The organism is Streptomyces sp. RPT161 (genome assembly GCF_027533845.1).
Taxonomy (GTDB): domain Bacteria; phylum Actinomycetota; class Actinomycetes; order Streptomycetales; family Streptomycetaceae; genus Streptantibioticus_A; species Streptantibioticus_A silvisoli_A.
Genome location: NZ_JAPZVN010000004.1, coordinates 40,857 through 64,391, shown reverse-complemented (window position 1 = coordinate 64,391; position 23,535 = coordinate 40,857). Strand labels below are relative to the sequence as shown.

Genomic DNA, 23,535 nt, shown 5'->3' with positions numbered 1-23,535 from the left:
GTATCCCGGTGAACGCGCTGGATATCCTGCTGCTGCTGGCCGCCGTGTGGTTCGCCGTTGTCGGCTACCGGCAGGGATTCGTGGTCGGCATTCTGTCCGTGCTCGGCTTCCTCGGTGGCGGGTTGATCGCCGTCTACGTCCTTCCACTGGTCTGGGACCAGGCGACGGGCAGCGCACCACCGGGCACGTACGGCGCGATCGCCGCGGTCGTCGTGGTGATCGTCGCCGCCTCCGTGGGACAGGCGTTCACCACCCATCTGGGAAACCGGCTGCGCACACACATCACCTGGTCGCCCGCGCGGGCCGTTGACGCCACCGGCGGCGCGCTGGTGAACGTGCTGGCGATGCTGCTGGTCGCCTGGCTGATCGGCTCGGCGCTGGCGGGCACCGCGCTGCCCACCATCGGCCGTGAGGTACGGGCCTCCAAGGTACTCACCGGCGTCTCACGGCTGATTCCGCAGCGCGCGGACATGTGGTTCGCCGACTTCTCCTCGGCGCTCGCCCAGAACGGCTTCCCGCAGGTCTTCACCCCCTTCTCCAGCGAGCCGATCACCTCCGTCCGACCGCCCGACCCGAAGCTCGCCACCAGTGCCACGGCGACCAACTCCGAGCGCAGCATCGTCAAGGTCGTTGGGACCGCGCCGAGTTGCGGCAAGGTACTGGAAGGGTCCGGGTTCGTCTTCGCCCCGCACCGGGTGATGACCAACGCGCATGTGGTGGGCGGGGTGAAGGACCCGACGGTGCAGGTCGGCGGCCAGGGCAGGCAGTACGACGCCAAGGTCGTGCTCTACGACTGGCAGCGCGACATCGCCGTACTCGACGTGCCGTCACTCGACGCGCCCGCGCTGGACTTCGTCAACCACCCGGCGCACAGCGGCGACGGAGCCATCGTCGCCGGCTTCCCGGAGAACGGCGCCTACGACGTGCGCGCCGCCCGGGTGCGGGCCCGCATCCAGGCGCACGGGCCCGACATCTACCGGCGCGGCAACGTCAGCCGCGATGTGTACTCGCTCTACACCGAGGTGCGGCAGGGCAACTCCGGTGGCCCGCTGCTCACTCCGGACGGCAAGGTGTACGGGGTGGTCTTCGCCAAGTCACTTGACGACGACTCCACCGGGTACGCCCTGACCGCACACGAGGTGGCCCAGGACATCACCGCGGGCCGCAGCGCGGTACGGGCGGCGGACACCCAGGAGTGCGCCCTGTAGCCGTCCGTTTTCGGCCGCGGGCACGGGTCGGCCTCGGGCCTGGCAATGGTCCGATATCTGGCGCGTTGTGGGTGTTTCGGGGTGTGCCGCCGTCAACTGCGCGCGGAATGGCGCAGCCGGGCGCCCACCCACCGGGCGCGTCGGCCCAGGATGCGTGGGAGGGGCAGCAACTGGCCCCGGTGGTGCAGCTCCGCCGTGGGCGCCGATCGGCCCGTAGCGGTGGTGTCGCGGTGGTCGCGTGATACGTCACGGTAGTCGTGCGTCCAGCCCATACCGAGCTACGTGCCCGCGCCACAAGGTCGGTAACCACTTCGCGGTCGCCGAATTGGCCTATGCGCCCGGCATTTGGCCGATCGTCAGAAAGTAGGATCCGGACAGGGGCTGATGTGTCACCCGTCCGGTGTGTCACCTGTCCGGTTCCGGGTCCTTCAGCCAGTTGATCAACTCGGTGGAGAAGGCCACCGGATCCTCCTCGTGCGGGAAGTGTCCGAGCCCGTCGAACAGCCGCCAGCGGTACGGCGCCTCCACGTACTCCCCGGATCCGGCCGCGCTGCGGGTACGCAGCACAGGGTCCAGCGAACCGTGCAGATGCAGCGTGGGCACCCGCACCGGCCGCTTCATCCGCCGGTAGAACTGCACCCCGTCCGGTCGCGCCATCGACCGGACCAGCCAGCGGTACGGCTCGATCGAGCAGTGCGCGGTGGACGGGATCCGCATCGCCCGTTGATACGTTTCCACGGCCTCGTCTTCCGGTAGCCGCGGCCCGGACCACTCCCGGATCAGCCGGCCGACCAGCGCCGCGTCGTCCGCGACCAGCTGGCGCTCGGGCAGCCAGGGTCGTTGGAAGCCCCAGATGTAGGAGCTGTCGGCGGTCTGCCGGAAGTCCGCGAGCATCGCGGAGCGCCAGCGCCGTGGGTGCGGCATCGAGCAGACCGCCAGCCTGCGCACCAGCTTGGGCCGCATGACGGCGGCCGTCCACGCCAGATAGCCGCCCAGGTCATGGCCGACGAGCGCGGCGTCCGGCTCGCCGAGCGAGCGGATCACACCGGTGACGTCCAGGGCGAGGTTGCCCGGGTCGTAGCCGCGCGGGGTGCGGTCGCTGCCGCCGACGCCGCGCAGGTCCATCGCCACCGCGCGGAACCCCGCGTCGGCCAGCGCCGTGAGCTGGTGCCGCCAGGTCCACCAGAACTGCGGGAAGCCGTGCAGCAGCAGGACCAGAGGGCCGTCGCCGACCTCGGCGATGTGGAACCGGGCGCCGTTCGCGGCGACGTCCCGGTGGGTCCAGGGGCCGTCGAGGCGTACACCTGTTGAGTCAGCGACCGTCATGTCCGAGAGCGTGTCACATTTGGCCCGTCGGCGTGTGGTCGGCGGGGGAGCGGGGGTGCGGCTTGACGCCCTGGAGCACGGCGGCGGTCTCCTTGGCCGAGGCGATTGACCGCTCCGGCGGCTTGACCTTCTTGAACTTCGCCCGCGCGAAGACGCCCAACACCGCCGCGATGACCAGGTACGCGGCGCCCACGATCAGGAACGACCAGGCGAGCCCGAGGCCGAGGTTGTGGATGCCGTACGCCGCCGCGAAGCTCAGTACCGGCAGGGCGAAGAGGGCGAAGACCCCGGCACCGGCGATCGCGCCACCGCCGATTCCGGCGCGCTTGGCGTCCTGCCGCAGCTCGGCCTTGGCGAGCGCGATCTCGTCGTGGACGAGTGCGGACAGCTCGGCCGTGGCCGTGGCGACCAGTTGGCCGAGGCTCCGCTCATCGGTCCGTTCGACTGCGCTCATCGCGTCCTCCGTCGTATTCGGTTCGTGCCCCGTAGTGGATCGGGTGCGTTGTCGCGTTCGATCATGCCGGAATCATGTTGAACCATGGTCCCCGTTAGTTCCGCTCCGGGCCAGTTCTGCGAGTCTGCGGTGCTCCGCGGCCTTCGCCTCGAAGATGGCGGCCATCCGCAGGTGGTACTCCGGCTTGTCCGCTTCGTAGACGTCGGGGATGCCGTCCTGGTCGTCGTCGCGGTCCTCCTCGTCGCACAGCGCCCGGTACTTGGTGTTGCGTACCTTGAGCAGCGTCGCGGCGACCACCGCGGATATCAGCGAGCCGATCAGTACCGCCGCCTTGACCTCGTCGGCGAGTGCCGGATTGGAGGCGAAGGCCAGCTCGCCGATCAGCAGCGAGACGGTGAAGCCTATGCCGCCCAGGCATGCGACGGCGGCCACGTCCGCCCAGGCCAGTTCGGGGTTGAGCTCCGCCTTGGTGAACCGGGCGGCGAACCAGGTGCCGCCGAAGACTCCGGCAGCCTTGCCCAGGAACAGGCCGAGGACCACGCCGAGCGTCTCCGGGTCGGTGAAGACGCCCCGGATCGCGCCGCCGGAGAGCGAGACCCCGGCGGCGAACAGGGCGAACAGCGGGACCGCGATTCCGGCGGACAACGGGCGCACCACATGCTCGATGTGCTCAGCCGGAGAAACGTTTTCTCCGGGGTCCTTCGTGCAGCGCATCATCAGGCCCATGGCAACGCCCGCGATGGTGGCGTGCACTCCGCTGGCGTGCATCAGCGCCCAGATGACCAGGGCCAGTGGCACATACACGTACCAGCCGCGGACCCGCTTGCGCAGCAGCAGCCAGAAGACGAGCAGTCCGAGCACGGCGAGACCGAGGGCCGGGAAGTCGATCCTGGCGCTGTAGAAGACCGCGATGATCAGGATGGCGAAGAGGTCGTCCACCACCGCGAGGGTGAGCAGGAACGCTCTCAGCGCCGCCGGCAGTGCGGTGCCGATCACCGCCAGCACGGCGAGCGCGAACGCGATGTCGGTGGCCGTGGGCACCGCCCAGCCGCGTATGTCGCCGCCGCCGCTCAGGCTCACCGTGGTGTACACCAGCGCGGGCAGCGCCATTCCGCAGACGGCGGCGATCACCGGCAGCGCGGCGGCCGACGGGGAGCGCAGCTCGCCCGCGACCAGTTCGCGTTTCAGCTCGATGCCCGCCACGAAGAAGAAGACCGTGAGCAGGCCGTCCTTGGCCCAGTCGGCCACCGACAGATTGAGATGGAGCGCCGCGGGCCCCAGATGGAAGTCCCGGAGCGCGACGTAACCGCTGCTCAGCGGGGTGTTCGCCAGGATCAGGGCCACCACGGCGGCCATCAGCAGCAGGACGCCGCCGACCGTCTCGGTGCGCAGCGCGTCCGCCACGAAGTTCCGCTCGGGCAGGGACAGGCGTCCGAGGAAGACGGAACGGCGGCGGGGCTGTGTCACGAGATGACCTCCGGCTGGCTCGGTGGCTGGATACGGCTGTCGCACCCGCCGACCAGACTTCCCGGCACACCCCGAAATCTTTGCGTGTTCTTGACGCTCCAGCCACTTTACCGGGTGAACTCGAACGGGTTAGCCGCTGATCGTCACATTAAGTGCATGAGGGGCGCCCGGCATGTTGCCGGGCGCCCCTCATGGCGTACGTGGTCCTTCGGCGGTCTCAGTCCTCGCTGGGCGCGGCCGGGAGCTTGGACTGGATCAGCTCCATCACGGTGCTGTCGGTCAGCGTGGTGACATCACCGAGCTGCCGGTTCTCCGCGACATCGCGCAGCAGTCGGCGCATGATCTTGCCGGAGCGGGTCTTGGGCAGCTCGGCCACCGGCAGGATCCGCTTGGGCTTGGCGATCGGGCCCAGCTCCTTGGCGACATGCGCCCGCAGCTCCTCGGCCAGGCCCTCCTCCTCGGTGGCGGAACCGCGCAGGATGACGAACGCGGCGATGGCCTGACCGGTCGTGGGGTCGGAGGCGCCGACCACCGCGGCCTCGGCCACCTTGGGGTGGGAGACCAGGGCGGACTCGACCTCGGTGGTCGAGATGTTGTGCCCGGAGACCAGCATGACGTCGTCGACCCGGCCCAGCAGCCAGATGTCGCCGTCATCGTCCTTCTTGGCGCCGTCGCCCGCGAAGTACCGGTTCTCGAAGCGCGACCAGTACGTGTCGAGATAGCGCTGGTCGTCGCCCCAGATGGTGCGCAGCATCGACGGCCATGGCTCGGTGAGCACCAGGTAGCCGCCGGAGCCGTTGGGCACCTCGTTGCCCTCGTCGTCGATCACGGTGGCGGAGATGCCCGGCAGGGGGTTCTGTGCGGAGCCGGGCTTGGTGGTGGTGACGCCGGGCAGCGGGCTGATCATGATGGCGCCCGTCTCGGTCTGCCACCAGGTGTCCACGATCGGGGTGCGGTCGGCGCCGATGTGCTTGCGGTACCAGATCCACGCCTCGGGGTTGATCGGCTCGCCCACCGAACCCAGCAGCCGCAGGCTGGACAGGTCGAACTTGGCCGGGACGTCCTCGCCCCACTTCATGCAGGTGCGGATCGCGGTGGGGGCGGTGTAGAGGATGGAGACGCGGTACTTCTGGATGATCTCCCACCAACGACCCTGGTGCGGGGTGTCCGGGGTGCCCTCGTAGAGGACCTGGGTGGCGCCGTTGGACAGCGGTCCGTACACGATGTACGAGTGGCCGGTGACCCAGCCGATGTCCGCGGTGCACCAGTAGACGTCGGTCTCCGGCTTGAGGTCGAAGACGGCGTGGTGGGTGTAGGACGCCTGGGTGAGGTAGCCGCCCGTGGTGTGCAGGATGCCCTTCGGCTTTCCTGTGGTGCCGGAGGTGTACAGGATGAACAGCGGGTGCTCGGCGTCGAACGCCTGCGGGGTGTGCTGCTCCGACTGGCGGGGGACGACGTCGTGCCACCACACGTCGCGGCCCTCGGTCCACGCGGTCTCCTGGCCGGTGCGGCGGACGACCAGGACGCTGCGCACCTCCTCGGTGCCGGGCCGGGTCAGCGCCTCGTCCACGGCGGGCTTGAGCGCCGAGGGCTTGCCGCGCCGGTAGCCGCCGTCGGCGGTGATGACGACGCGCGCGTCGGCGTCCGCGATGCGGGTGGCCAGCGCGTCCGCCGAGAAGCCGCCGAAGACCACCGAGTGGGGGGCGCCGATGCGGGCGCAGGCCAGCATCGCGATGACCGCCTCGGGGATCATCGGCAGATAGATGGCGACCCGGTCGCCCGCCTTGACACCGAGTTCGGTCAGGGCGTTGGCCGCCCGGGACACCTCGTCCCTGAGCTCGGCGTAGGTCACGGTACGGCTGTCGCCGGGCTCGCCTTCGAAGTGCAGGGCGACCCGGTCGCCGTGACCGGCCTCGACATGCCGGTCGACGCAGTTGTAGGCCACGTTCAGCTTGCCGTCCGCGAACCACTTGGCGAACGGCGGATTCGACCAGTCCAGCGTCTCGGTGGGCGCGATGTCCCAGGTCAGCCGACGGGCCTTGGCGGCCCAGAACTCCAGCCGGTCCGCCGCCGCCTTCTTGTAGTCCTCAGCGGTGACATTCGCGGCCGCCGCCAACTCCGCCGGAGGTGCGAAACGCCGCTCCTCCTTCAACAGGTTGGCCAGGCTCTCGTTGCTGCTCACGCCCATCTCCCTTTATCCGCTTGGCCGCAGGATGTCCCTAGGGATGTCCCAATGTGTCCCTTGGCATAGCTCATCAGCCCGGAGACGCGCTGACAAGGGTTACCGGCCGGATATTGGTTTAGACCTGTGCGGTTTGCGGCCGTGCCTCGGGTCGTACGGCGCGGAAGACCCCAGACCCGCTGTCGAGCAGGTACGCCTGAGCCTCGCCGACATGGAAGTACATCCCGTACAGCCGCAGCCCTCCCTCTTCCACGCGACGCGCCACGCAACTGTGCGCGATCAGGTGATCCAACTGCTGTGTGATGTTGACGAGGCAGAGCCGCTCCGTCTCGTCGGCCACCGCCCGGTCGGCGAGCGGTTCGTGCGGTCCCGCCGCCAGGCGGTCCAGGCTCGGCCGTCCGTGCCGCAGCCAGCGGGTCAACGGGGTCTGCCCGCTCGGCGGTTCGCCCGGTTCCGGTGACGCCCCGGTCGTGGCCGAGGCGAGGAGTGCCTGCATCGCTCCGCAGCCGGAGTGGCCGCAGACCGTGATGGAGTCGACCCGCAGCACCTCCACCGCGTACTCGATGGCGGCGGCCACCGAGTCGCAGGCGCCCTCGGTGCCCGGCGGCGGGACCAGGTTGCCGACGTTGCGCACGGTGAACAGGTCCCCGGGGCCGCTTGAGGTGATCATGCTGGTGACCAGGCGGGAGTCCGCACAGGTCAGGAAGGTGTGGGTGGGGCGCTGTCCTTCACGGGCGAGCCGGGCCAGCTCGTCCCGTACCAGGGGTGCCGTATGGCTCTGGAACGCGCTTACGCCACCGAGGAGTTGACTCGTGCCGTACGGGGCGGGCCGCGGGTGGGTGCAGCGGTGGTGGCGCCAGGGCGTCCAGGGGGAGCAGGCATGGGATTCGGGCATGTGCGTCTCCAGCAGGCCGGCAAGCGTCGGTCGCGGAGTGTGATGACTCCGTTACTTCAAGGATCGGTCAATGGAGAGTAATGGGTCCTCAACGGCCTGGGAAGACCGGGCAGGCCGAACCGACCGCATTTGCCTCCATCGAGTGAAGCCAGCCGGAAAACCTTGAATCGGCGCCCGCGGTATGGCTGGTCTGCCACACCGCGGGTGCGACACCACGTCAGAAGCTGCTCGCCGCCGTGGCGTACTCAGGCAGCGACCGCGCGACGAGCGCGTCCTCGCTCAGCGTGAAGGACGGGTCGATCTGGGCGGCGAGGTCGGCACCGGTCTTCTCGTTGCCCCAACTCTCCGCGTTCTTCAGGTGGAACTGCACCATCTGGCGGGTGTAGCGCTGCCAGTCACGCCGCTCATAGGACGCGTCCGCGGCCTGGTGAAGTGCTTGCAGCGCTTGGCGGTTGGGCTGCTCAAGCAGCTCGAAGCGGGGTGGGCGGCCCTTCTCCATCGCGCGCACCCAGTCGGAGTGGCCGACGGTGGTGAACAGGTCGTCGCCCACCTCGTCGCGCAGGAACGAAACATCGTCCTGGCTTTGCACCTTGTTGCCCACCACGCGCAGGTCGACCTCGAAGTCCCGTGCGTACTCCTTGTATTGGCGGTACACCGCGACGCCCTTGCGGGTCGGCTCGGCCACCAGGAACGTCATGTCGAAGCGGGTGAACATGCCTGACGCGAACGAGTCGCTGCCCGCCGTCATATCGACCACGACGTACTCGTGGCGCCCGTCGACCAGGTGGTTCAGGCAGAGCTCGACCGCGCCGACCTTGGAGTGGTAGCAGGCGACACCCAGGTCCGACTCGTTGAACGGACCGGTCACCATCAGCCGCACCGCGCTGCCGTCGAGTTCCACGGTCCGCGCGCACGCCGCGTAGACCGGGTTCTCCTCCGTCACCCGCAACAGCCGCGAACCATGGCCTGGCGGAGTCGTCTTGATCATGGTCTCGGCCGAGGGGATCCGCGGATTGGCCCCGCGCAGGTACTGCTTGATCTCCGGCAGATGGGCGCCCATCGCCGGAAGCGCCGCGGCCTCCGCCTCGTCGAGACCAAGGGCCGGGCCCAGGTGCTGGTTGATGTCCGCGTCCACGGCGATGACCGGGAGCCCGGCTGCGGCGAGGTGCCGGATGAACAGGGAGGAGAGCGTGGTCTTGCCGCTCCCGCCCTTCCCAGCGAAAGCGATCTTCATATTCAACAAGATAGCGGCAGGTGCGGTCCCCGCCCCTCACCGAAGTGAAGAACACCACTCCAACGAGGGGTATCCGGCCACGGGTGCGTAGGGTCGTACGCATGACTGCGTTCTCCCGGGGGGCGGCCCCCGGAACCCCGGTGTCCTCCGATCCGCTTGCCGTGCTGGGCACGCTGCCCGGGGTGCCCGACTCGGTGGACTCGGTACGCCAGGCCGTGGACCGGGTGTACGGGCACCGGGTGATGCGCCGCCGCTCCAACGAGGTCACCTCGGAGGCGGCACTGCGCGGTGCGCGCGCTTCCGCCGCGCTGGCCGGGGCCGACTGGCCGCTGGAAGAGGTGCGGCGGCGCAGCGACTTCGGGGCCGACGAGGAGTCCCGTACGGTCGGCGCGGCGCTGCGGCTGACCGCCGAGTCCGGTCAACTCCTCAGCGTCTGGCGGCAGTCACCGCTCCAGGCGCTGGCGCGGCTGCACCTGGTCGCGGCGGGCGGTGCGGTACCGGACGACACCGTGGGCCGTCCGCGCCGGGCGGGTGAGCCGGTGGCCGAGGAGCAGTTGGCCGAACTGCCGCTCCCCGACGCGGCGGAGGTCGTGGCGCGACTGGACGGACTGGCCGGCCTGCTGCTCGCCGGAAGCACAGCGCCCGCACTGGTGGTGGCCGCCGTGGTGCACGGCGAGTTGCTGGCCCTGCGCCCCTTCGGCTCCTGCAACGGACTGGTGGCGCGGGCGGCACAACGCGTCGTCCTGATCGGCAGCGGGCTCGACCCGAAGTCGGTCTGCCCGGCGGAGGTGGGGCACGCGGAACTCGGCCGTGCCGAGTACCTCAAGGGCCTGGAGGCGTACATGTCGGGGACCCCGCAGGGCATGGCGCAGTGGATCGCGCACTGCGCGGACGCCGTGCGGCTCGGTGTACGGGAGAGCACGGCGGTCTGCGAGGCGCTCCAGCGCGGGGCGGCCTGAGGGGCACGCCTCGGCGGGGCTTGCCGTCGGTCCAGGGCCAGGGCTTGCTCCGGTGCGGGGCGATGCCGCGGCATCCCGGGGGGCCTCCGATTCGGCGCACCAAGCTTCGAGGCGATGAGCTGGAATCCGCCGGAAGGCGTCAGCGGGCGTGGCCGAAGGGCCGCGGGGCGGCGCCGCTTTGCGGCACGCGGACAAAAAATGCGGTGGCACCCGCGGGTGCCACCGCTGGCACGTCCGCCGGGTGACCATGCGTGCACTCTCTTGGCGCATCAGGTCGGGTGCTTTGCCCGTCACCTGGTGCTGCTGGCCCGGTCAGCGGGCTGGCTTCGCGTGGGTGCTCGGCGTGCGTGCTTCGGTCCGTGGGGCCTGATTCAACGGGGTTCCTCTCGGATGTCCGTGGTCTCGCGGGCCGTCAAGTCCTTTTTACTCCGCGGCCCCGGCAACCGGAACCCCTGACCGCAACTCTTTACTTTTAGCCTCAATCAACAACTAATGGCGTGCCTCAGGACATTACGGGTCTACGGCGGCGGGACACGTACCAGACGAGGCCCGCGGTGGCGACGGCTGCCATCCCGGCCGCCACCGCGAGTACCGGACGGCTCGGCATCGCCGGAATGCGCTGACGCAGCCGGACCGGTCGGCTGAACGTCAGCACCGGCCATTCCCGCGCGATCGCCTCGCGGCGCAGCGCACGGTCCGGGTTGACCGCGTACGGATGCCCCACCGACTCCAGCATCGGAATGTCGGTCGCCGAGTCGCTGTACGCATAGCAGCGGGAGAGGTCGTACCCTTCGGTCTCCGCCAGCTCGGCGACCGCCTTCGCCTTCGTGTCGGCGTAGGCGTAGTACTCGATCTCCCCGGTGTAGCGGCCGTCCTCGACCACCATGCGGGTGGCGACCACATGATCGGCGCCGAGGATCGCTCCGATCGGCTCCACGACCTCGGCGCCCGAGGTGCTGACGATGACCACGTCACGGCCTGCGGCGTGGTGCTCCTCGATCAGCGAGGCGGCCTCGTCGTAGATGAGCGGATCGATCAGGTCGTGCAGGGTCTCCGCGACGATCTCCCGGACCTGCTGGACGTTCCAGCCCCGGCAGAGAGCCGACAGATACTCCCGCATACGTTCCATTTGATCGTGGTCCGCACCGCCGAGCAGATAGACGAACTGGGCATAAGCAGTGCGCAGCACGGCCCGACGGTTGATCAGTCCACCTTGATAGAAGGACTTGCTGAAGGCCAGGGTGCTCGACTTCGCGATGACCGTCTTGTCGAGATCGAAGAAGGCGGCTGTTCGCGGCAAGGAGTGGTTTTCCACGATGACGAGCATAGGCACCCACCATTCGGCGTAAGCTCAGGCGCGTGGGTTTGCCTGAGAAGGCCTTCGGGTACACCATGGAAGTCACGGATCGTTCGCGACCGTGCTAACCCGGTCCGGCTCCTCCCCCCCCGAGTCGGCCGTGGGGACGACCCCCGCTCTCCCCCCCGGCGGGGGTCGTCGCATGTCCGGATGTATTTCGTACCCCCTGGCCGGTTGCTCCGCCACCCTTTCCAAGATCATTTGCCTGCCCCTTACTCGTGGATGACACATACGACGCGTGACGGTGCGTAATCGTTGCGCTATCGATGAGAAGTCACCCGTGTGAGTGGCGGAGTTATCCACAACCGTCGAGTTATCCCCTGCTTTTGACCAAGATCCACTCGATTCCTGGTCTTCCTCCACCGTGAAGAACCGCGAGGCAAGAAGGCCCGCGAGGGACGCGGTATCAGCGAGGGAAGTGAGGGGGCCATGACCGAATCCATCTCACCGGGTACTCCAGGACGGCCCGGCAGGAACGGGCGGACTGGACAGCCGGGCCAAACGGCAAAGGAAAAGCGCCCTGACTCGCGTGAGGGCGTCTGCCGGGGGCGGCCCCGGCAGGCTCGGCAGCTGAAAGGGGAGTCGGGGGAGCCGAACCCTGTCGCGGTGCCGCCCAGCTGGGCGCGGAGGGCACAAGACCCGGGTGGGGAACCGGACGGGTCCGCCTCGGGCGCGCAGTCGCGCGGCTGGGGCTGGCAGGACGCAGGCCCGGGCGACGAAGCCGAGAACGAAGGCTCGGGCCCGGCACCTGGTCGGGACCGGGAGGCGCAGACTCTCGGCGGAGGGCCGCAGGACCGGGCTCCGGGCCTGGTACCGCGCGGCCCCGGCCAGGCAGACGGCGGGCCGAGCGGCGGTCCCGAGGGCTGGGGACGGGACACCGCGCCGCCAGGCCGGGGGTCAGAGCCCGGCGGCGAGCGGGAGCCGGCGGCGGAACCGGCGGCGCGGCACAGCGGCCGGAGCGTCCGGGCCGGGGGCGCGGGACCGGAACCTCGGCCGGGCCGTGTCGCCCGGACTCAAAGGGCGGGCGCCCCGCTGATCGTCACCGAGGACGAGGACCTGTTGGACGATCTGCTGCGGCTGTGCGCCGCCGCGGGTGTGGAGCCCGAGGTCACCTACGGGCCGCCGACCAGCCCCGGCAGTTGGGAGGCGGCACCGCTGGTCCTGGTCGGTGACGACCGCTCGGCGGCCCTACGGGGCATGCAGCGGCGCTCCGGCGTCCTGCTGATCGGACGCGACCTCGACGACCAGGACGTGTGGCGACGGGCCGTGGGCATCGGCGCCGACCATGTGCTGTTCCTGCCCGACGCCGAGACCTGGCTGGTGGACCGGATCGCCGACGCCGCGGAGGGCGTCGGGGAACCGGCACTGACCATCGGCGTGGTCGGTGGCAGGGGCGGCGCCGGTGCCAGCACGCTCGCCTGCGCGCTCGCCGTGACCGCGGCCCGCGGTGGCCGCCGCACGATGCTGATCGACGGTGATCCCCTGGGCGGCGGACTGGACGTACTGCTCGGCGGCGAGCGCTCCGCGGGCCTGCGCTGGCCCGACCTCGCCGAGTCCCAGGGCCGGGTCAGCAGCGGCGCGTTGGAGGAGTCCCTGCCCCGGCTGCATGATCTCAGCGTCCTGAGCTGGGATCGCGGCGACTCGGTGGTCATCACCCCGGAGGCGATGCGCTCGGTGCTCGGCGCCGCCCGGCGGCGCGGCGGGGTGGTCGTGGTGGACCTGCCGCGCCGGGTGGACGACAGCGTGGTGGAGGCGCTGTCCCAGATCGACATCGGACTGGTCGTCGTCCCGGCCGAGCTGCGGGCCGTCGCGGCGGCGGACCGGGTGGCGTCCAGGATCGGCATGATCCTGCCCGACCTGCGGGTGGTGGCCCGCGGCCCCTATCCCTCCGGCCTCGACGACCAGGAGATCGCCCGGCTGCTGAGGCTGCGGCTGGCGGGTGAACTCCCGCCGGAACAGGGGCTGTTGGAGGCCGTCAACGGCGGCAGGCCGCCCGGTGGCAACGGCCGTGGGCCACTTGCCAGGTTCTGCACGGCGTTCCTCGCCGAGGCGCTGCCCAGTGGCGGGAGTGTTGCCGTATGAACGCCGTGGACACCCGTCGCCCGCGCACCGATCCGGCCGACCGCGCGGCGCTGCTCGACGCGGTACGGCTCACCCTGGCCGAGACCGGGAGCGAGCCAACGGCATCCGCGGTCGCCGCCGCGCTGCGCGCTCAGGGACGGCTGCTCGGCGACACCGCCGTGCTCGGCGTGGTCAGGGCACTGCGCTCGGAGATGGTCGGAGCCGGTTTGCTTGAGCCGCTGCTGGCCGAACCCGGGGTGACCGACGTCCTGGTCAACGGACCGGACGAGGTGTGGGTGGACCGTGGCTCGGGCCTGGAGCGGACCGGTATCCGCTTCCGCGACGCCGCGGCCGTCCGCAAGCTCGCCCAGCGTCTGGCGACCGCCGCCGGTCGCCGGCTGGACGACGCCCGGCCCTGGGTCGACGCGCGGCTTCCGGACGGCACCCGGCTGCACGCGGTGCTGCCACCCGTGGCGATCGGTGCGCCCTGCCTGTCCCTGCGGGTGGTGCGGACCCGCGCCTTCACCCTCGCCGAACTGGTCGAGGCGGGCAGCGTGGACGCCGAACTGGCACGGCTGCTGCGGGCGGTGGTCGACGCCCGGCTGTCCTTCCTCGTCAGCGGTGGTACCGGCTGCGGCAAGACGACGCTGCTGAGCACGCTGCTCGGACTGGTCGGCACGGGCGAACGGATCGTGCTCGCCGAGGACTCCGCGGAACTGCGTCCCGAACACCCGCATGTGGTGCGGCTGGAGACCCGACCCGCCAACCAAGAGGGCGTCGGCACCGTGACGTTGCGGGACCTCGTCCGGCAGGCACTGCGGATGCGGCCGGACCGCCTGGTGGTCGGCGAGGTGCGCGGACCCGAGGTGCTGGACCTGCTCGCCGCGCTCAACACCGGCCACGAGGGGGGCTGCGGCACTTTGCACGCCAACGCGGCCTGCGATGTGCCGGCCAGGCTGGAGGCGCTGGGGTCAACGGCCGGGCTGGGGCGCGCCGCGCTGCACAGCCAGCTCGCCGCCGCGCTGTCGGTCGTCGTCCATCTGGCCAGGGACCGCTCGGGGCGGCGCCGGGTCGCCGAGATCCATGTGCTGGAGCGGGACGGCGGCGGGCTGGTCGGCACCGTTCCGGCCGTGGTGCGCGGCACGGACGGCCGCTATGGGCGGGAGCGCGGCTGGCCGCGGTTGGCCGCGCTGTGCGAGCGAGGTGCCCGATGAGGAACGCGGAACTGCTCACGGTGTGGTGTGCGGCGGTGTGCGCGGCGGGCGCCGTGTGGCGGCTGCACCGGCAGGACGAGGCGGTACGCAGGGCCCGGTTGATGCTCGCGGACGGGGTTCGGGCCGGCGAGGCACCTGCGGGCGCGCCGCGCTGGCGGGCGTACGGCGGGCAGGTGCGGGACGTGCTGCGGCGGGGCAGGGCGCGTGTCGAGGGCCGCTTGGGGATCCGGTTCGGCCGCGAGATGTGGTGCCCGGTGGCCGGGACGGTGCTGGCGCTGCTCGCGCACTCGCCGGTCCCGGCGCTGGTCGGCGCGCTCGCCACCCCGTATGTGCGCCGCGTGCTGCGGGCCCGGGATCGGCGCCGGAGGGCCGAGCGATGGCAGGAGGCCGTGGCCGGTCTGTGCGCGGCGGTCGCCGGAGACCTGCGCGCGGGCCGACCGCCGGATGTCGCGCTGGCCGAGGGCGTGGAACGGCTGCGCGGCCCGGACGGCCCCGACGGGTCGGAGTGCGTGACGCCGCTGCTGGCGGCGGCCCGCTTCGGCGGGGATGTGCCGGGCGCGCTCAGGCGGGTGGCCGCCAGACCGGGTGCGGAGGGGCTGGCCGGTGTCGCGGCGTGCTGGGAGGTGTCGGTGAACGGCGGCGCCGGACTCGCCGACGGCCTCGACCGGGTGGCCGCCGTCCTGCGGGCCGAGCGCGACCAACGCGAGGACCTGCGCGCCCAGTTGGCGGGGCCGCGTTCCACCGCCGCGATGCTCGCACTGCTTCCGGCCTTCGGGGTGGTCCTGGGTGCCACACTCGGCGCCGATCCGCTGCGGGTGCTGCTGCGCACCCCCGCCGGGCTCGGCTGCCTGCTGGTCGGCGGTGCGTTGGAGTGGGCCGGGCTGGCATGGACCGCTCGTATCGTCAGCGCCGCACAGGAGGCGACATGAGCGGGAACGTTGTCCACAGGCTGGGGATGGCGGGAGCGCTCGCGGTGGCCCTCCTGTGCACAGTGGTGGCGCTGGTGTCGGCGCACGGGCAGCGCACGGCCAGACGACGCCGCGAGTGGTTGCTCGGCATCGAGCCGGTACGGCGTGAGCGGTGGCCCGGCCTGCGCCTGGCCGCCCGGCGCGGGCTGCGGGAGTGGGCGCCGCCGGTGGCCACCGGAATCGGGCTGAGTGTGCTGGTGGGCGGCGCGGCCGGGGGAGTGGTCGGACTCGCCGGGGCGTACGGCATACGCCGATGGCGGCGAAGGCCCAGGCCCTCGGCCGGGCAGGAAACGCCCGGCGCGGGCCGCCAACTGCCGCTCGCGGCGGATCTGCTGGCCGCCTGCCTGATGGCGGGGGCCACCCCGGCGGACGCCGCCGACGCCGTGGGCCGCACCCTCGACGGGCCGCTGGGCGAGGCGATGCGAAGGGTCGCGGCGGAACTGCGGCTCGGGGCGGACCCGGTCCAGTGCTGGACACGGCTGGGAACACACCCCGGAGCGGATGGACTTGGGCGCTGGATGGCCCGTGCCGCCACCACCGGAGTGCCGCCCGTGGCCGCCGTCTCACGGCTGGCCGCCGAGTACCGCGCCGAACGGACCCGCTCGGCCAACGGTAGGGCGCGCCGCGCCGGGGTGCTGGCGACGGCACCACTGGGCCTGTGCTTCCTTCCGGCCTTCCTGGTGATCGGCGTGGTTCCGGTGGTCATCGGGCTGGCGGAAGCGATGACACGGGCGAGGTGACGCCCAACGAGCGGACCGGGCACCGGACCACATCTCACGGGCCGTCGGGGAGCAGGGGCGAAACGCCGTTCCCGCAGGGCTCATTCACCACACACAACACAACTCACCTCAGGGGGAAAGATGTTCGCGACGAAACACACAGCGGAGAAAGCAGGCCTCGCCGATCGGCTGCGCGGCCGATGGCGCGCGGTACGGGCAGGCGCCGCCGATGCCGGGATGAGCACCGCGGAATACGCCGTGGGGACGTTGGCCGCCTGCGCCTTCGCCGCCGTCTTGTACAAGGTCGTCACCAGTGGCGCGGTGAGCTCGGCGCTCAGCGGGATGATCAAGAGGGCGCTCGATGTCTCCTTCTGAACCAGCCGTGTGCCGGGGCCGCGCGGACGGCGGCTATGTGACCGCCGAGGCGGCGGTGGTGGTCCCGGTGCTGGTGGTGGTCACCACGATGCTGCTGTGGGGCCTGATGACGGCGGTCGCGCAGATCCGCTGCGTGGACGCCGCCAGGGCCGGGGCACGGGCCGCCGCGCGATCCGAGCCGCGGGCCACCGCGCTCGCCGCGGCGGCGACTGCCGCTCCGCGCGGGGCCGTTGTCGACCTGCGGCGCGAGGGCGACCTGGTGCGCGTGTGGGTGACCGCACGTTCACTGGGACCGGGACGGCTGGCCGGGATGCTGTCAGCGACGGTCCACGCCGAGGCGGCGGCGCTGGCAGAGGACGCGGTCCGATGAGCCGGGACCGCGGGTCGGCCACGATCTGGGCGCTGGTGCTCATCGGAGCGCTGTGCACGGTCTTCGCCGCTCTGCTCGCGCTGGGCCAGGCGGTCATGGTGCGCCACCGGGCGGGCGGCGCCGCCGACTTGGCAGCTCTCGCCGCAGCGGACCACGCGCTGGACGGCCAGGAGGCCGCGTGCCGGTGCGGTGCGCGGGTCGCCGAGGCGCAGGGCGCGCGGCTGGTGTCCTGCTCGGTGCGGGGCGAGGTGGCCGACGTGGTGGCGGAGGTGTCGGGCGGTGGGCCACTGCTGCCGATGGGACCGGCCCGGGTGCGGGCCCGCGCCGGGCCGCCGTCAGCCGTCGCCGGTACCGGCGGCCAGCAGGCAGTCCAGCAGACGGACCGCGGCCAGCTTGTCCAGCGGGTCGTTGCCGTTCCCGCACTTGGGGGACTGGATGCACGAGGGGCAGCCGAAATCGCATTCACACGCCGCGATCGCCTCGCGCGTCGCCGTGAGCCAGGCCCGGGCGGTGCGGTAGGCGCGCTCGGCGAAGCCCGCACCGCCCGGGTGGCCGTCGTAGACGAACACGGTGGGCAGGCCCGTGTCGGGGTGCAGCGGGAAGGAGACCCCGCCGATGTCCCAGCGGTCGCAGGTCGCGAACAGCGGCAGGATGCCGATGGAGGCGTGTTCGGCGGCGTGCAGCGCCCCGGCCAGCTCCTCCGGGTGGATACGGGCCTGCTCCAGCTGGTCGTCGGTCAGGGTCCACCACACCGCCCGGGTGCGCAGCGTGCGCGGCGGCAGATCGAGCTTGGTCTCCCCGAGCACCTCACCAGTGATCAGCTTGCGGCGCAGGTACGAGACGACCTGGTGGGTCACCTCGACCGAGCCGAAGCACAGCCGGGCCTCGCCCCACGGCTGCTCGGTCTCCGTACCGAGGATGGTGATGGCGGTGGTGTCGCGGGCCATCGTGGAGTACGGCGGATCGGCCTCCTCGACCAGCGCCACGTTGTCGTCCAGGTCCAGGTGGCTCACCAGGTAGGTGCGGCCCTGGTGGAGGTGGACCGCGCCGTCGTGGACGGTGGCGTGCGCGGCGGACTGGTCCACGGTGCCCAGCAGCCGCCCGGTCGCGGCCTCGACCACCTGGATGGGACGGCCGCCCTCGCCCCGGATGTCGGTGAGGTCGGCGGCGCGCTCCCGCCTGGTCCAGTACCAGGAGTCCCGGCGACGGCGCAGCAGGCCGCGCTTTTCCAGCTGGGGTATGAGATCAGGCGCTTCGGGGCCGAACAGCGCCAGATCGGCCTCGGTGAGCGGGAGTTCGGCGGCGGCCGCGCACAAGTGGGGCGCGAGGACATAGGGGTTGTCCGGGTCCAGGACGGTGGACTCGACCGGCCGGTCGAACAGCGCCTCGGGATGGTGCACGAGGAAGGTGTCCAGCGGGTCGTCGCGGGCGATGAGCACCGCCAGCGCGCCCTGGCCCGCGCGTCCGGCCCGTCCCGCCTGCTGCCACAGCGAGGCCCGGGTGCCCGGGTACCCGGCCAGCAGCACCGCGTCGAGGCCGGAGATGTCCACACCAAGCTCCAGGGCGGTGGTCGAGGCGAGGCCGAGCAGGCGGCCGCTGTGCAGCTCTCGCTCGATCGCCCGGCGCTCCTCCGGCAGATAACCACCGCGATAGGCGCCGACCCGGCCGGGCAGCGAGCGGTCGACGGCGGCGAGCTTGTCCTGGGCGAGCAGCGCGATCAGCTCGGCGGCACGCCGGGAGCGTACGAAGGCCACGGTGCGGGTGCCCTGGACCACCAGGTCGGTCAGCAGGTCGGCCGACTCGGCGGTCGCGGTGCGGCGCACCGGGGCGCCGCGCTCCCCGCTCAGCTCGGTCAGCGGCGGCTCCCACAGCGCGAAGACCAGTTCGCCGCGCGGCGAGGCGTCCTCGGTGATCTCGGTCACCGACACGCCGGTGAGCCGACCAGCGGCGGCCGCCGGGTCGGCGGCCGTGGCCGAGGCGAGCAGGAAGACCGGATTCGCGCCGTAACGGGCGCACACCCGGCGCAGCCGCCGCAGCACCTGGGCGACGTGCGAGCCGAAGACGCCGCGGTAGGTGTGGCACTCGTCGATCACCACGTACGCCAGTTGACGCAGGAAGGAGGCCCAGCGGGGGTGGCCGGGCAGGATGCCGCGGTGCAGCATGTCGGGGTTGGTGAGCACATAGGTCGCGTACTGGCGCACCCATTCGCGTTCCTCGAACGGCGTGTCGCCGTCGTAGACCGCGGGCCGGATGGCGGTGCCGAGCGGGGCGGCCAGCTCGGCCACGGCGCGCCGCTGGTCGGCGGCGAGCGCCTTGGTGGGGGCGAGGTACAGCGCGGTGGCGCCCCGCCCGTTGGGCGCTTCGGATCCGGTCAGCAGCGTGCTGAGAACGGGGGCCAGATAGCCCAGTGACTTTCCGGACGCGGTTCCGGTGGCGACCACCACGGATTCGCCGCGCAGGGCGAGTCGGGCGGCCTGGGCCTGGTGCTCCCACGGGCGGGCGATCCCGGCCGCGCGGATCGCGTCGACCACCTCGGAGCGGATCTGATCAGGCCAATCGGCATGCCGACCGGTTCTAGGGGGCAAGTGCTCCGTATGAGTGACACGCGCGGCGCGGCCCGCCCCCGCTGCGATTCGGTGCAGGACCGTGGCTGGGGTAGGGCGACCGTGCGCGGACTGCGGTGGATCATCGTGGGCCATCGGCACTCAGTGTGTCACCGGCATGACGGACAATCGCTTCAAGGCGTCGTCTTGGCCCGGTGGTAAGTGATTGAATGCCATCGCGGCTGCCGATCCATGGGGGGCGACCGCTCGATGCAAGGTGCTGGAGGATCCGTGGACCTGTCCCTGTCGACCCGGACCGTTGGCGACCGTACGGTCGTCGAGGTCGGTGGCGAGATTGATGTATACACCGCGCCCAAGCTGCGCGAGCAGCTGGTCGAGCTCGTCAACGACGGCAGCTACCACTTGGTCGTGGACATGGAGAGCGTGGACTTCCTCGACTCCACCGGCCTTGGTGTGCTTGTCGGTGGGCTCAAGCGGGTGCGCGCCCATGAGGGCTCGCTGCGACTGGTGTGCAACCAGGAGCGCATTTTGAAGATTTTCCGTATTACCGGTCTGACCAAGGTGTTCCCGATCCACACCTCGGTGGAAGAGGCTGTCAACGCCACGGACTGAGCCTGGCGGCGTAGCGTCGTCAGTGTGATCTCCGTGATTGACCGAGTACGGGGGTACCGGGTCTCGCAGTAGCCCGGACCCCTGTCAAGCACGCCCGCGTTCGCCCGAGGGGGAGGCCATGGCCACCGTCGAACTGCGCTTCAGCGCCCTGCCCGAGCACGTCCGCACCGCCCGCCTGGTGGCGGCCGCGGTGGCGCGCCGCGCGGGGGTGGACGAGGCCGTGCTCGACGAGGTCAGGCTCGCCGTGGGTGAGGCCTGCACGCGCGCCGTTGGACTGCACCGCAGCAACGGTGTCGACATGCCGGTGCGCGTGGTGCTGACCGAGGAGGAGAAGAAGTTCTCCATCGAGGTCGGGGACGAGGTGCCGGAGACCTCCTCCGGCCCCGGCTCGCGGACCGGTGACGAGGCCGCCGGGCACCCCGCCCCGGCTGCCGGGGAGCCCGGGGCCGAGGAGGCCGAGGACGAGGGCACGATGGGCCTCGCGGTGATCAGCGGACTGGTGGACGACGTAGAGGTCACCTCCGGTCCGGGCGGCGGCGTCATCCGGATGAGCTGGCCGACCACGCCGACGGTCGAGCTGCCGTAGCCCGGCGGCCCAGCCCAACCTTTTGATCTTCAGGCGCCCCGCGGGGCGCCTTTTCCATGTGCCCGGAGCCACACGCGCCGACACCTCGCGCGCCCAGGGATCGTGGTGTACCAAAAACCCCACGGACCTCGGGAATCACACGGCCCAAGGTGTCCAGGTGATCTCCGTGGTCAACTCCTTGATCAATGCCAATGATCAATTCGGGGTCTACCGCGCGCCTCGCCGTTCACCGTAAACGGTGATTTCTGGAACGGTCCTGGAATTTGTCAGCCCGTTCCGTACGCATGTCACCGGCGAATTCTCGTTCCTGCGCCCTGTTTTGATCCGTTCCCGCTACCTACAATCCGTCCATCTTTGCTCAGTTAGCTCAAGCAGCCTGAGCGTCGCGGCCGTTGCAGTCGCAGAAGCCGCGCGCCCACGTGCCAAACGTCAAGGAGGACGAATGGCGGGGCCTCTCACCCCTCACGTGCAGGACCCAACCCAGCTTCACCAACCGCTCGCAGCGGCGGCCGTGCTGACCGGCGGCAACCGCGCCCTCGTACTCGTCATCGCCGCCGTCGCCGTTGCCGCGCTGCTCGTCGCGATCGTCCTGGTCCGCCAGGTGCTCGCCGCCGACGAGGGCACCGAGGCCATGAAGCGGATCGGCGCCGCCGTGCAGGAGGGCGCGAACGCCTACCTCAAGCGGCAGTTGCGCACCCTCGGCGTGTTCGCCGTGGTGGTCTTCTTCCTGCTGATGCTGCTGCCCGCGGACAACTGGACGCAGCGCATCGGGCGTTCGGTGTTCTTCCTGGTGGGCGCGGTCTTCTCGGCGGCCACCGGCTACCTCGGCATGTGGCTCGCGGTACGCAGCAACGTCCGCGTGGCCGCTGCCGCCCGGGCCGCTACACCGGGCCCCGACGCACCCGCGGCCGATCTGACGACCGTGTCGCACCGGGCGATGAAGATCGCCTTCCGCACCGGCGGAGTCGTCGGCATGTGCACCGTGGGCCTCGGCCTGCTCGGCGCGTCCGTGGTGGTGCTCGTCTACAAGGCGGACGCCCCGAAGGTGCTGGAGGGCTTCGGCTTCGGCGCCGCGCTGCTCGCGATGTTCATGAGGGTCGGCGGCGGCATCTTCACCAAGGCCGCCGACGTGGGCGCCGACCTGGTCGGAAAGGTCGAGCAGGGCATCCCGGAGGACGACCCGCGCAATGCCGCGACGATCGCGGACAACGTGGGCGACAACGTGGGCGACTGCGCCGGTATGGCGGCCGACCTGTTCGAGAGTTACGCGGTGACCCTGGTCGCCGCGCTGATCCTCGGCAAGGCCGCCTTCGGCAATTCAGGACTGGCGTTTCCGCTGCTCGTCCCGGCGATCGGTGTGATCACTGCGATGATCGGAATCTTCGCGGTCGCGCCGCGCCGTCGTGATCGCAGTGGAATGACCGCGATCAATCGCGGATTCTTCGTCTCCGCGACGATCTCCCTGGCTCTCGTGGTGGCCGCGGTATTCGTCTACCTGCCCGCGCGCTACGCCGACCTGAAGGGCGTTCCCGCGTCGATCACCAGCCACAGCGGCAACCCGCGGATCATGGCTCTGGTCGCGGTGGCCATCGGCATCGTGCTCGCCGCCCTCATCCAGCAGCTCACCGGCTACTTCACCGAGACCAACCGGCGCCCCGTCCGGGACGTGGGCAAGACCTCGCTCACCGGCCCGGCCACCGTGGTGCTCTCCGGCGTCTCGCTGGGCCTGGAGTCCGCGGTCTACTCGGCGGTGCTGATCGGCCTGGCCGTCTACGGCGCGTTCCTGCTCGGCAGCGGCTCGCTGACGCTCGCGCTGTTCGCGGTGGCGCTGGCCGGTACCGGTCTGCTCACCACCGTCGGCGTGATCGTCGCGATGGACACCTTCGGCCCGGTCTCCGACAACGCGCAGGGCATCGCCGAGATGTCCGGTGACGTCGAGGGCGAGGGCGCCCAGGTGCTCACCAACCTCGACGCGGTCGGCAACACCACCAAGGCCATCACCAAGGGCATCGCCATCGCCACCGCGGTGCTCGCCGCCACCGCGTTGTTCGGCTCGTTCACCGACGCCATCAGCGCGGCGAAGGCCAGCGTCGGCCCGGCCGCCCACGGGCTGGCCCTGAGCCTGGACATCTCGCAGCCGAACAACCTGGTCGGGCTGCTGCTCGGCGCGGCGGTGGTCTTCCTGTTCTCCGGACTGGCCATCAACGCGGTTTCCCGGTCGGCGGGTTCGGTGGTCTTCGAGGTGCGCCGCCAGTTCCGGGAGCACCCGGGGATCATGGACTACAGCGAGAAGCCCGAGTACGGCCGGGTGGTGGACATCTGCACCAAGGACGCGCTGCGCGAACTGGCCACGCCTGGCCTGCTGGCGGTGCTGGCGCCGATCGCCGTCGGCTTCGCGCTCGGTGTGGGCGCGCTCGGTTCGTACCTCGCTGGCGCGATCGGCACCGGCACGCTGATGGCGGTCTTCCTGGCCAACTCCGGTGGTGCCTGGGACAACGCCAAGAAGCTGGTGGAGGACGGCCACCACGGCGGCAAGGGCAGCGACGCCCACGCCGCCACGGTGATCGGCGACACCGTCGGCGACCCGTTCAAGGACACCGCGGGACCGGCCATCAACCCGCTGCTGAAGGTGATGAACCTGGTCTCACTGCTGATCGCGCAGGCCATCGTCACCTACTCCTACGGAGACAAGGCGAGCCTGCCGCTGCGCATCGGTGTGGCGGCGCTCGCGCTGCTCGTGATCGTCGGCGCGGTCTACGCGTCCAAGCGGCGCGGTATCGCCGTGGGTGATGAAGACAACAGCGAGAAGGCGGCCCGATCAGCCGACCCGGCGGTGGTGTCGTAACCGGGGGATCCGGCACAGCGTCAACACATGGGCGGGCGGCGCGCGTTGGGCGCGCCGCCCGCCCCTGTGCGAGAAGTGTCACTTGGTGGCTGTGACGTGGTGCAATTGGCCCAATTCCCGGTCGTACCGGTTGATCGAC

General features: G+C 71.1%; 18 protein-coding genes and 2 pseudogenes. 12 read left to right on the top strand and 8 right to left on the bottom strand.

Features of this window, described 5'->3' with window-relative positions; translation table 11 throughout:
- Positions 1-8: 8 nt before the first annotated feature.
- Positions 9-1,208: a MarP family serine protease gene (locus O5O46_RS11265; RefSeq protein ID WP_269855213.1), complete on the top strand. Its 1,200-nt coding sequence runs from the start codon at positions 9-11 to the stop codon at positions 1,206-1,208.
- A gap of 405 nt (positions 1,209-1,613) precedes the next feature.
- On the opposite strand, the gene O5O46_RS11255 is transcribed toward O5O46_RS11265, so the two are convergent.
- The 6 genes and pseudogenes from O5O46_RS11255 to O5O46_RS11230 form a co-directional block, all read right to left on the bottom strand.
- Positions 1,614-2,534 carry an alpha/beta fold hydrolase gene (locus O5O46_RS11255; protein WP_269855211.1) on the bottom strand — a complete coding sequence of 307 codons (921 nt, stop codon included), beginning with the start codon at positions 2,532-2,534 and terminating at the stop codon, positions 1,614-1,616.
- A gap of 13 nt (positions 2,535-2,547) precedes the next feature.
- On the bottom strand, positions 2,548-2,988 hold the full coding sequence (locus tag O5O46_RS11250) for a phage holin family protein (protein WP_269855210.1): 441 nt from the start codon (positions 2,986-2,988) through the stop codon (positions 2,548-2,550).
- 72 nt (positions 2,989-3,060) lie between these two features.
- Entirely contained in the window at positions 3,061-4,455 is a 1,395-nt protein-coding gene (nhaA, locus tag O5O46_RS11245) for a Na+/H+ antiporter NhaA (RefSeq protein ID WP_269855209.1), read from the bottom strand.
- 217 nt (positions 4,456-4,672) lie between these two features.
- Positions 4,673-6,643 (bottom strand): acetate--CoA ligase, encoded by a 1,971-nt coding sequence (gene acs, locus O5O46_RS11240; protein ID WP_269855208.1) that lies wholly within the window; start codon positions 6,641-6,643, stop codon positions 4,673-4,675.
- A 112-nt stretch (positions 6,644-6,755) separates the two neighbouring features.
- A pseudogene (locus tag O5O46_RS11235) lies at positions 6,756-7,523 on the bottom strand (carbonic anhydrase); the annotation flags it as partial.
- Positions 7,524-7,749: 226 nt separating this feature from the next.
- Positions 7,750-8,766, bottom strand: coding sequence for an ATP-binding protein (locus O5O46_RS11230; protein WP_269855206.1), 1,017 nt, complete (start codon positions 8,764-8,766; stop codon positions 7,750-7,752).
- Positions 8,767-8,867: 101 nt separating this feature from the next.
- Between O5O46_RS11230 and O5O46_RS11225 the strand changes: the two genes are divergently transcribed.
- Positions 8,868-9,725, top strand: a complete 858-nt coding sequence (locus O5O46_RS11225) for an oxidoreductase (protein WP_269855205.1) — start codon at positions 8,868-8,870, stop codon at positions 9,723-9,725.
- Positions 9,726-10,227: 502 nt separating this feature from the next.
- Here O5O46_RS11225 and O5O46_RS11220 read toward each other — a convergent pair.
- Positions 10,228-11,052, bottom strand: coding sequence for an HAD family hydrolase (locus tag O5O46_RS11220; protein ID WP_269855204.1), 825 nt, complete (start codon positions 11,050-11,052; stop codon positions 10,228-10,230).
- Between the two features lie 1,062 nt (positions 11,053-12,114).
- Here O5O46_RS11220 and ssd point away from each other — a divergent pair.
- From ssd to O5O46_RS11185, 7 genes and pseudogenes are all read left to right on the top strand, one after another.
- A complete protein-coding gene (ssd, locus tag O5O46_RS11215) occupies positions 12,115-13,164 on the top strand; it encodes a septum site-determining protein Ssd (RefSeq protein WP_269855559.1) in 1,050 nt (349 codons plus the stop codon).
- Positions 13,161-14,357: a TadA family conjugal transfer-associated ATPase gene (locus tag O5O46_RS11210; RefSeq protein WP_269855203.1), complete on the top strand. Its 1,197-nt coding sequence runs from the start codon at positions 13,161-13,163 to the stop codon at positions 14,355-14,357. Before ssd ends, O5O46_RS11210 begins: the two co-directional genes overlap by 4 nt.
- Positions 14,354-15,286 carry a type II secretion system F family protein gene (locus O5O46_RS11205; protein WP_269855202.1) on the top strand — a complete coding sequence of 311 codons (933 nt, stop codon included), beginning with the start codon at positions 14,354-14,356 and terminating at the stop codon, positions 15,284-15,286. The genes O5O46_RS11210 and O5O46_RS11205 overlap by 4 nt, the downstream gene beginning before the upstream one ends.
- Entirely contained in the window at positions 15,283-16,065 is a 783-nt protein-coding gene (locus O5O46_RS11200; protein WP_269855201.1) for a type II secretion system F family protein, read from the top strand. Before O5O46_RS11205 ends, O5O46_RS11200 begins: the two co-directional genes overlap by 4 nt.
- 120 nt (positions 16,066-16,185) lie before the next feature.
- The gene (locus O5O46_RS11195; protein ID WP_269855200.1) at positions 16,186-16,419 is read left to right on the top strand and encodes a DUF4244 domain-containing protein; all 234 of its coding nucleotides are present in this window, start codon (positions 16,186-16,188) and stop codon (positions 16,417-16,419) included.
- Positions 16,406-16,789, top strand: coding sequence for a TadE family type IV pilus minor pilin (locus tag O5O46_RS11190; RefSeq protein ID WP_269855199.1), 384 nt, complete (start codon positions 16,406-16,408; stop codon positions 16,787-16,789). Before O5O46_RS11195 ends, O5O46_RS11190 begins: the two co-directional genes overlap by 14 nt.
- Positions 16,786-17,130, top strand: a pseudogene (locus O5O46_RS11185) (Rv3654c family TadE-like protein); the annotation flags it as partial. The gene O5O46_RS11190 and the pseudogene O5O46_RS11185, both read left to right, overlap by 4 nt.
- Here O5O46_RS11185 and O5O46_RS11180 read toward each other — a convergent pair.
- Complete coding sequence (locus tag O5O46_RS11180) at positions 17,125-19,488, bottom strand: DEAD/DEAH box helicase (protein WP_269855198.1); 2,364 nt, start codon at positions 19,486-19,488, stop codon at positions 17,125-17,127. The pseudogene O5O46_RS11185 and the gene O5O46_RS11180 overlap by 6 nt on opposite strands.
- 135 nt (positions 19,489-19,623) lie before the next feature.
- Here O5O46_RS11180 and bldG point away from each other — a divergent pair, with 135 nt between their 5' ends.
- From bldG to O5O46_RS11165, 3 genes are all read left to right on the top strand, one after another.
- Positions 19,624-19,965: an anti-sigma factor antagonist BldG gene (gene bldG / locus O5O46_RS11175; protein ID WP_269855197.1), complete on the top strand. Its 342-nt coding sequence runs from the start codon at positions 19,624-19,626 to the stop codon at positions 19,963-19,965.
- A gap of 118 nt (positions 19,966-20,083) precedes the next feature.
- Positions 20,084-20,551 (top strand): ATP-binding protein, encoded by a 468-nt coding sequence (locus O5O46_RS11170; protein WP_269855196.1) that lies wholly within the window; start codon positions 20,084-20,086, stop codon positions 20,549-20,551.
- A gap of 442 nt (positions 20,552-20,993) precedes the next feature.
- A complete protein-coding gene (locus tag O5O46_RS11165; protein WP_269855195.1) occupies positions 20,994-23,396 on the top strand; it encodes a sodium-translocating pyrophosphatase in 2,403 nt (800 codons plus the stop codon).
- The last annotated feature ends 139 nt before the right edge of the window (positions 23,397-23,535 follow it).

Excerpts from the sequence above, each read along its gene's own strand:
- acs (WP_269855208.1), bottom strand. The coding sequence starts at position 6,643 with ATGGGCGTGAGCAGCAACGAGAGCCTGGCCAACCTGTTGAAGGAGGAG.
- O5O46_RS11220 (WP_269855204.1), bottom strand. The coding sequence starts at position 11,052 with ATGCTCGTCATCGTGGAAAACCACTCCTTGCCGCGAACAGCCGCCTTC.
- O5O46_RS11255 (WP_269855211.1), bottom strand. The coding sequence starts at position 2,534 with ATGACGGTCGCTGACTCAACAGGTGTACGCCTCGACGGCCCCTGGACC.
- O5O46_RS11165 (WP_269855195.1), top strand. The coding sequence starts at position 20,994 with ATGGCGGGGCCTCTCACCCCTCACGTGCAGGACCCAACCCAGCTTCAC.
- O5O46_RS11250 (WP_269855210.1), bottom strand. The coding sequence starts at position 2,988 with ATGAGCGCAGTCGAACGGACCGATGAGCGGAGCCTCGGCCAACTGGTC.
- O5O46_RS11170 (WP_269855196.1), top strand. The coding sequence starts at position 20,084 with ATGGCCACCGTCGAACTGCGCTTCAGCGCCCTGCCCGAGCACGTCCGC.
- O5O46_RS11190 (WP_269855199.1), top strand. The coding sequence starts at position 16,406 with ATGTCTCCTTCTGAACCAGCCGTGTGCCGGGGCCGCGCGGACGGCGGC.
- O5O46_RS11230 (WP_269855206.1), bottom strand. The coding sequence starts at position 8,766 with ATGAAGATCGCTTTCGCTGGGAAGGGCGGGAGCGGCAAGACCACGCTC.
- O5O46_RS11205 (WP_269855202.1), top strand. The coding sequence starts at position 14,354 with ATGAGGAACGCGGAACTGCTCACGGTGTGGTGTGCGGCGGTGTGCGCG.
- O5O46_RS11200 (WP_269855201.1), top strand. The coding sequence starts at position 15,283 with ATGAGCGGGAACGTTGTCCACAGGCTGGGGATGGCGGGAGCGCTCGCG.
- O5O46_RS11210 (WP_269855203.1), top strand. The coding sequence starts at position 13,161 with ATGAACGCCGTGGACACCCGTCGCCCGCGCACCGATCCGGCCGACCGC.
- O5O46_RS11225 (WP_269855205.1), top strand. The coding sequence starts at position 8,868 with ATGACTGCGTTCTCCCGGGGGGCGGCCCCCGGAACCCCGGTGTCCTCC.
- O5O46_RS11195 (WP_269855200.1), top strand. The coding sequence starts at position 16,186 with ATGTTCGCGACGAAACACACAGCGGAGAAAGCAGGCCTCGCCGATCGG.
- O5O46_RS11180 (WP_269855198.1), bottom strand. The coding sequence starts at position 19,488 with ATGGCCCACGATGATCCACCGCAGTCCGCGCACGGTCGCCCTACCCCA.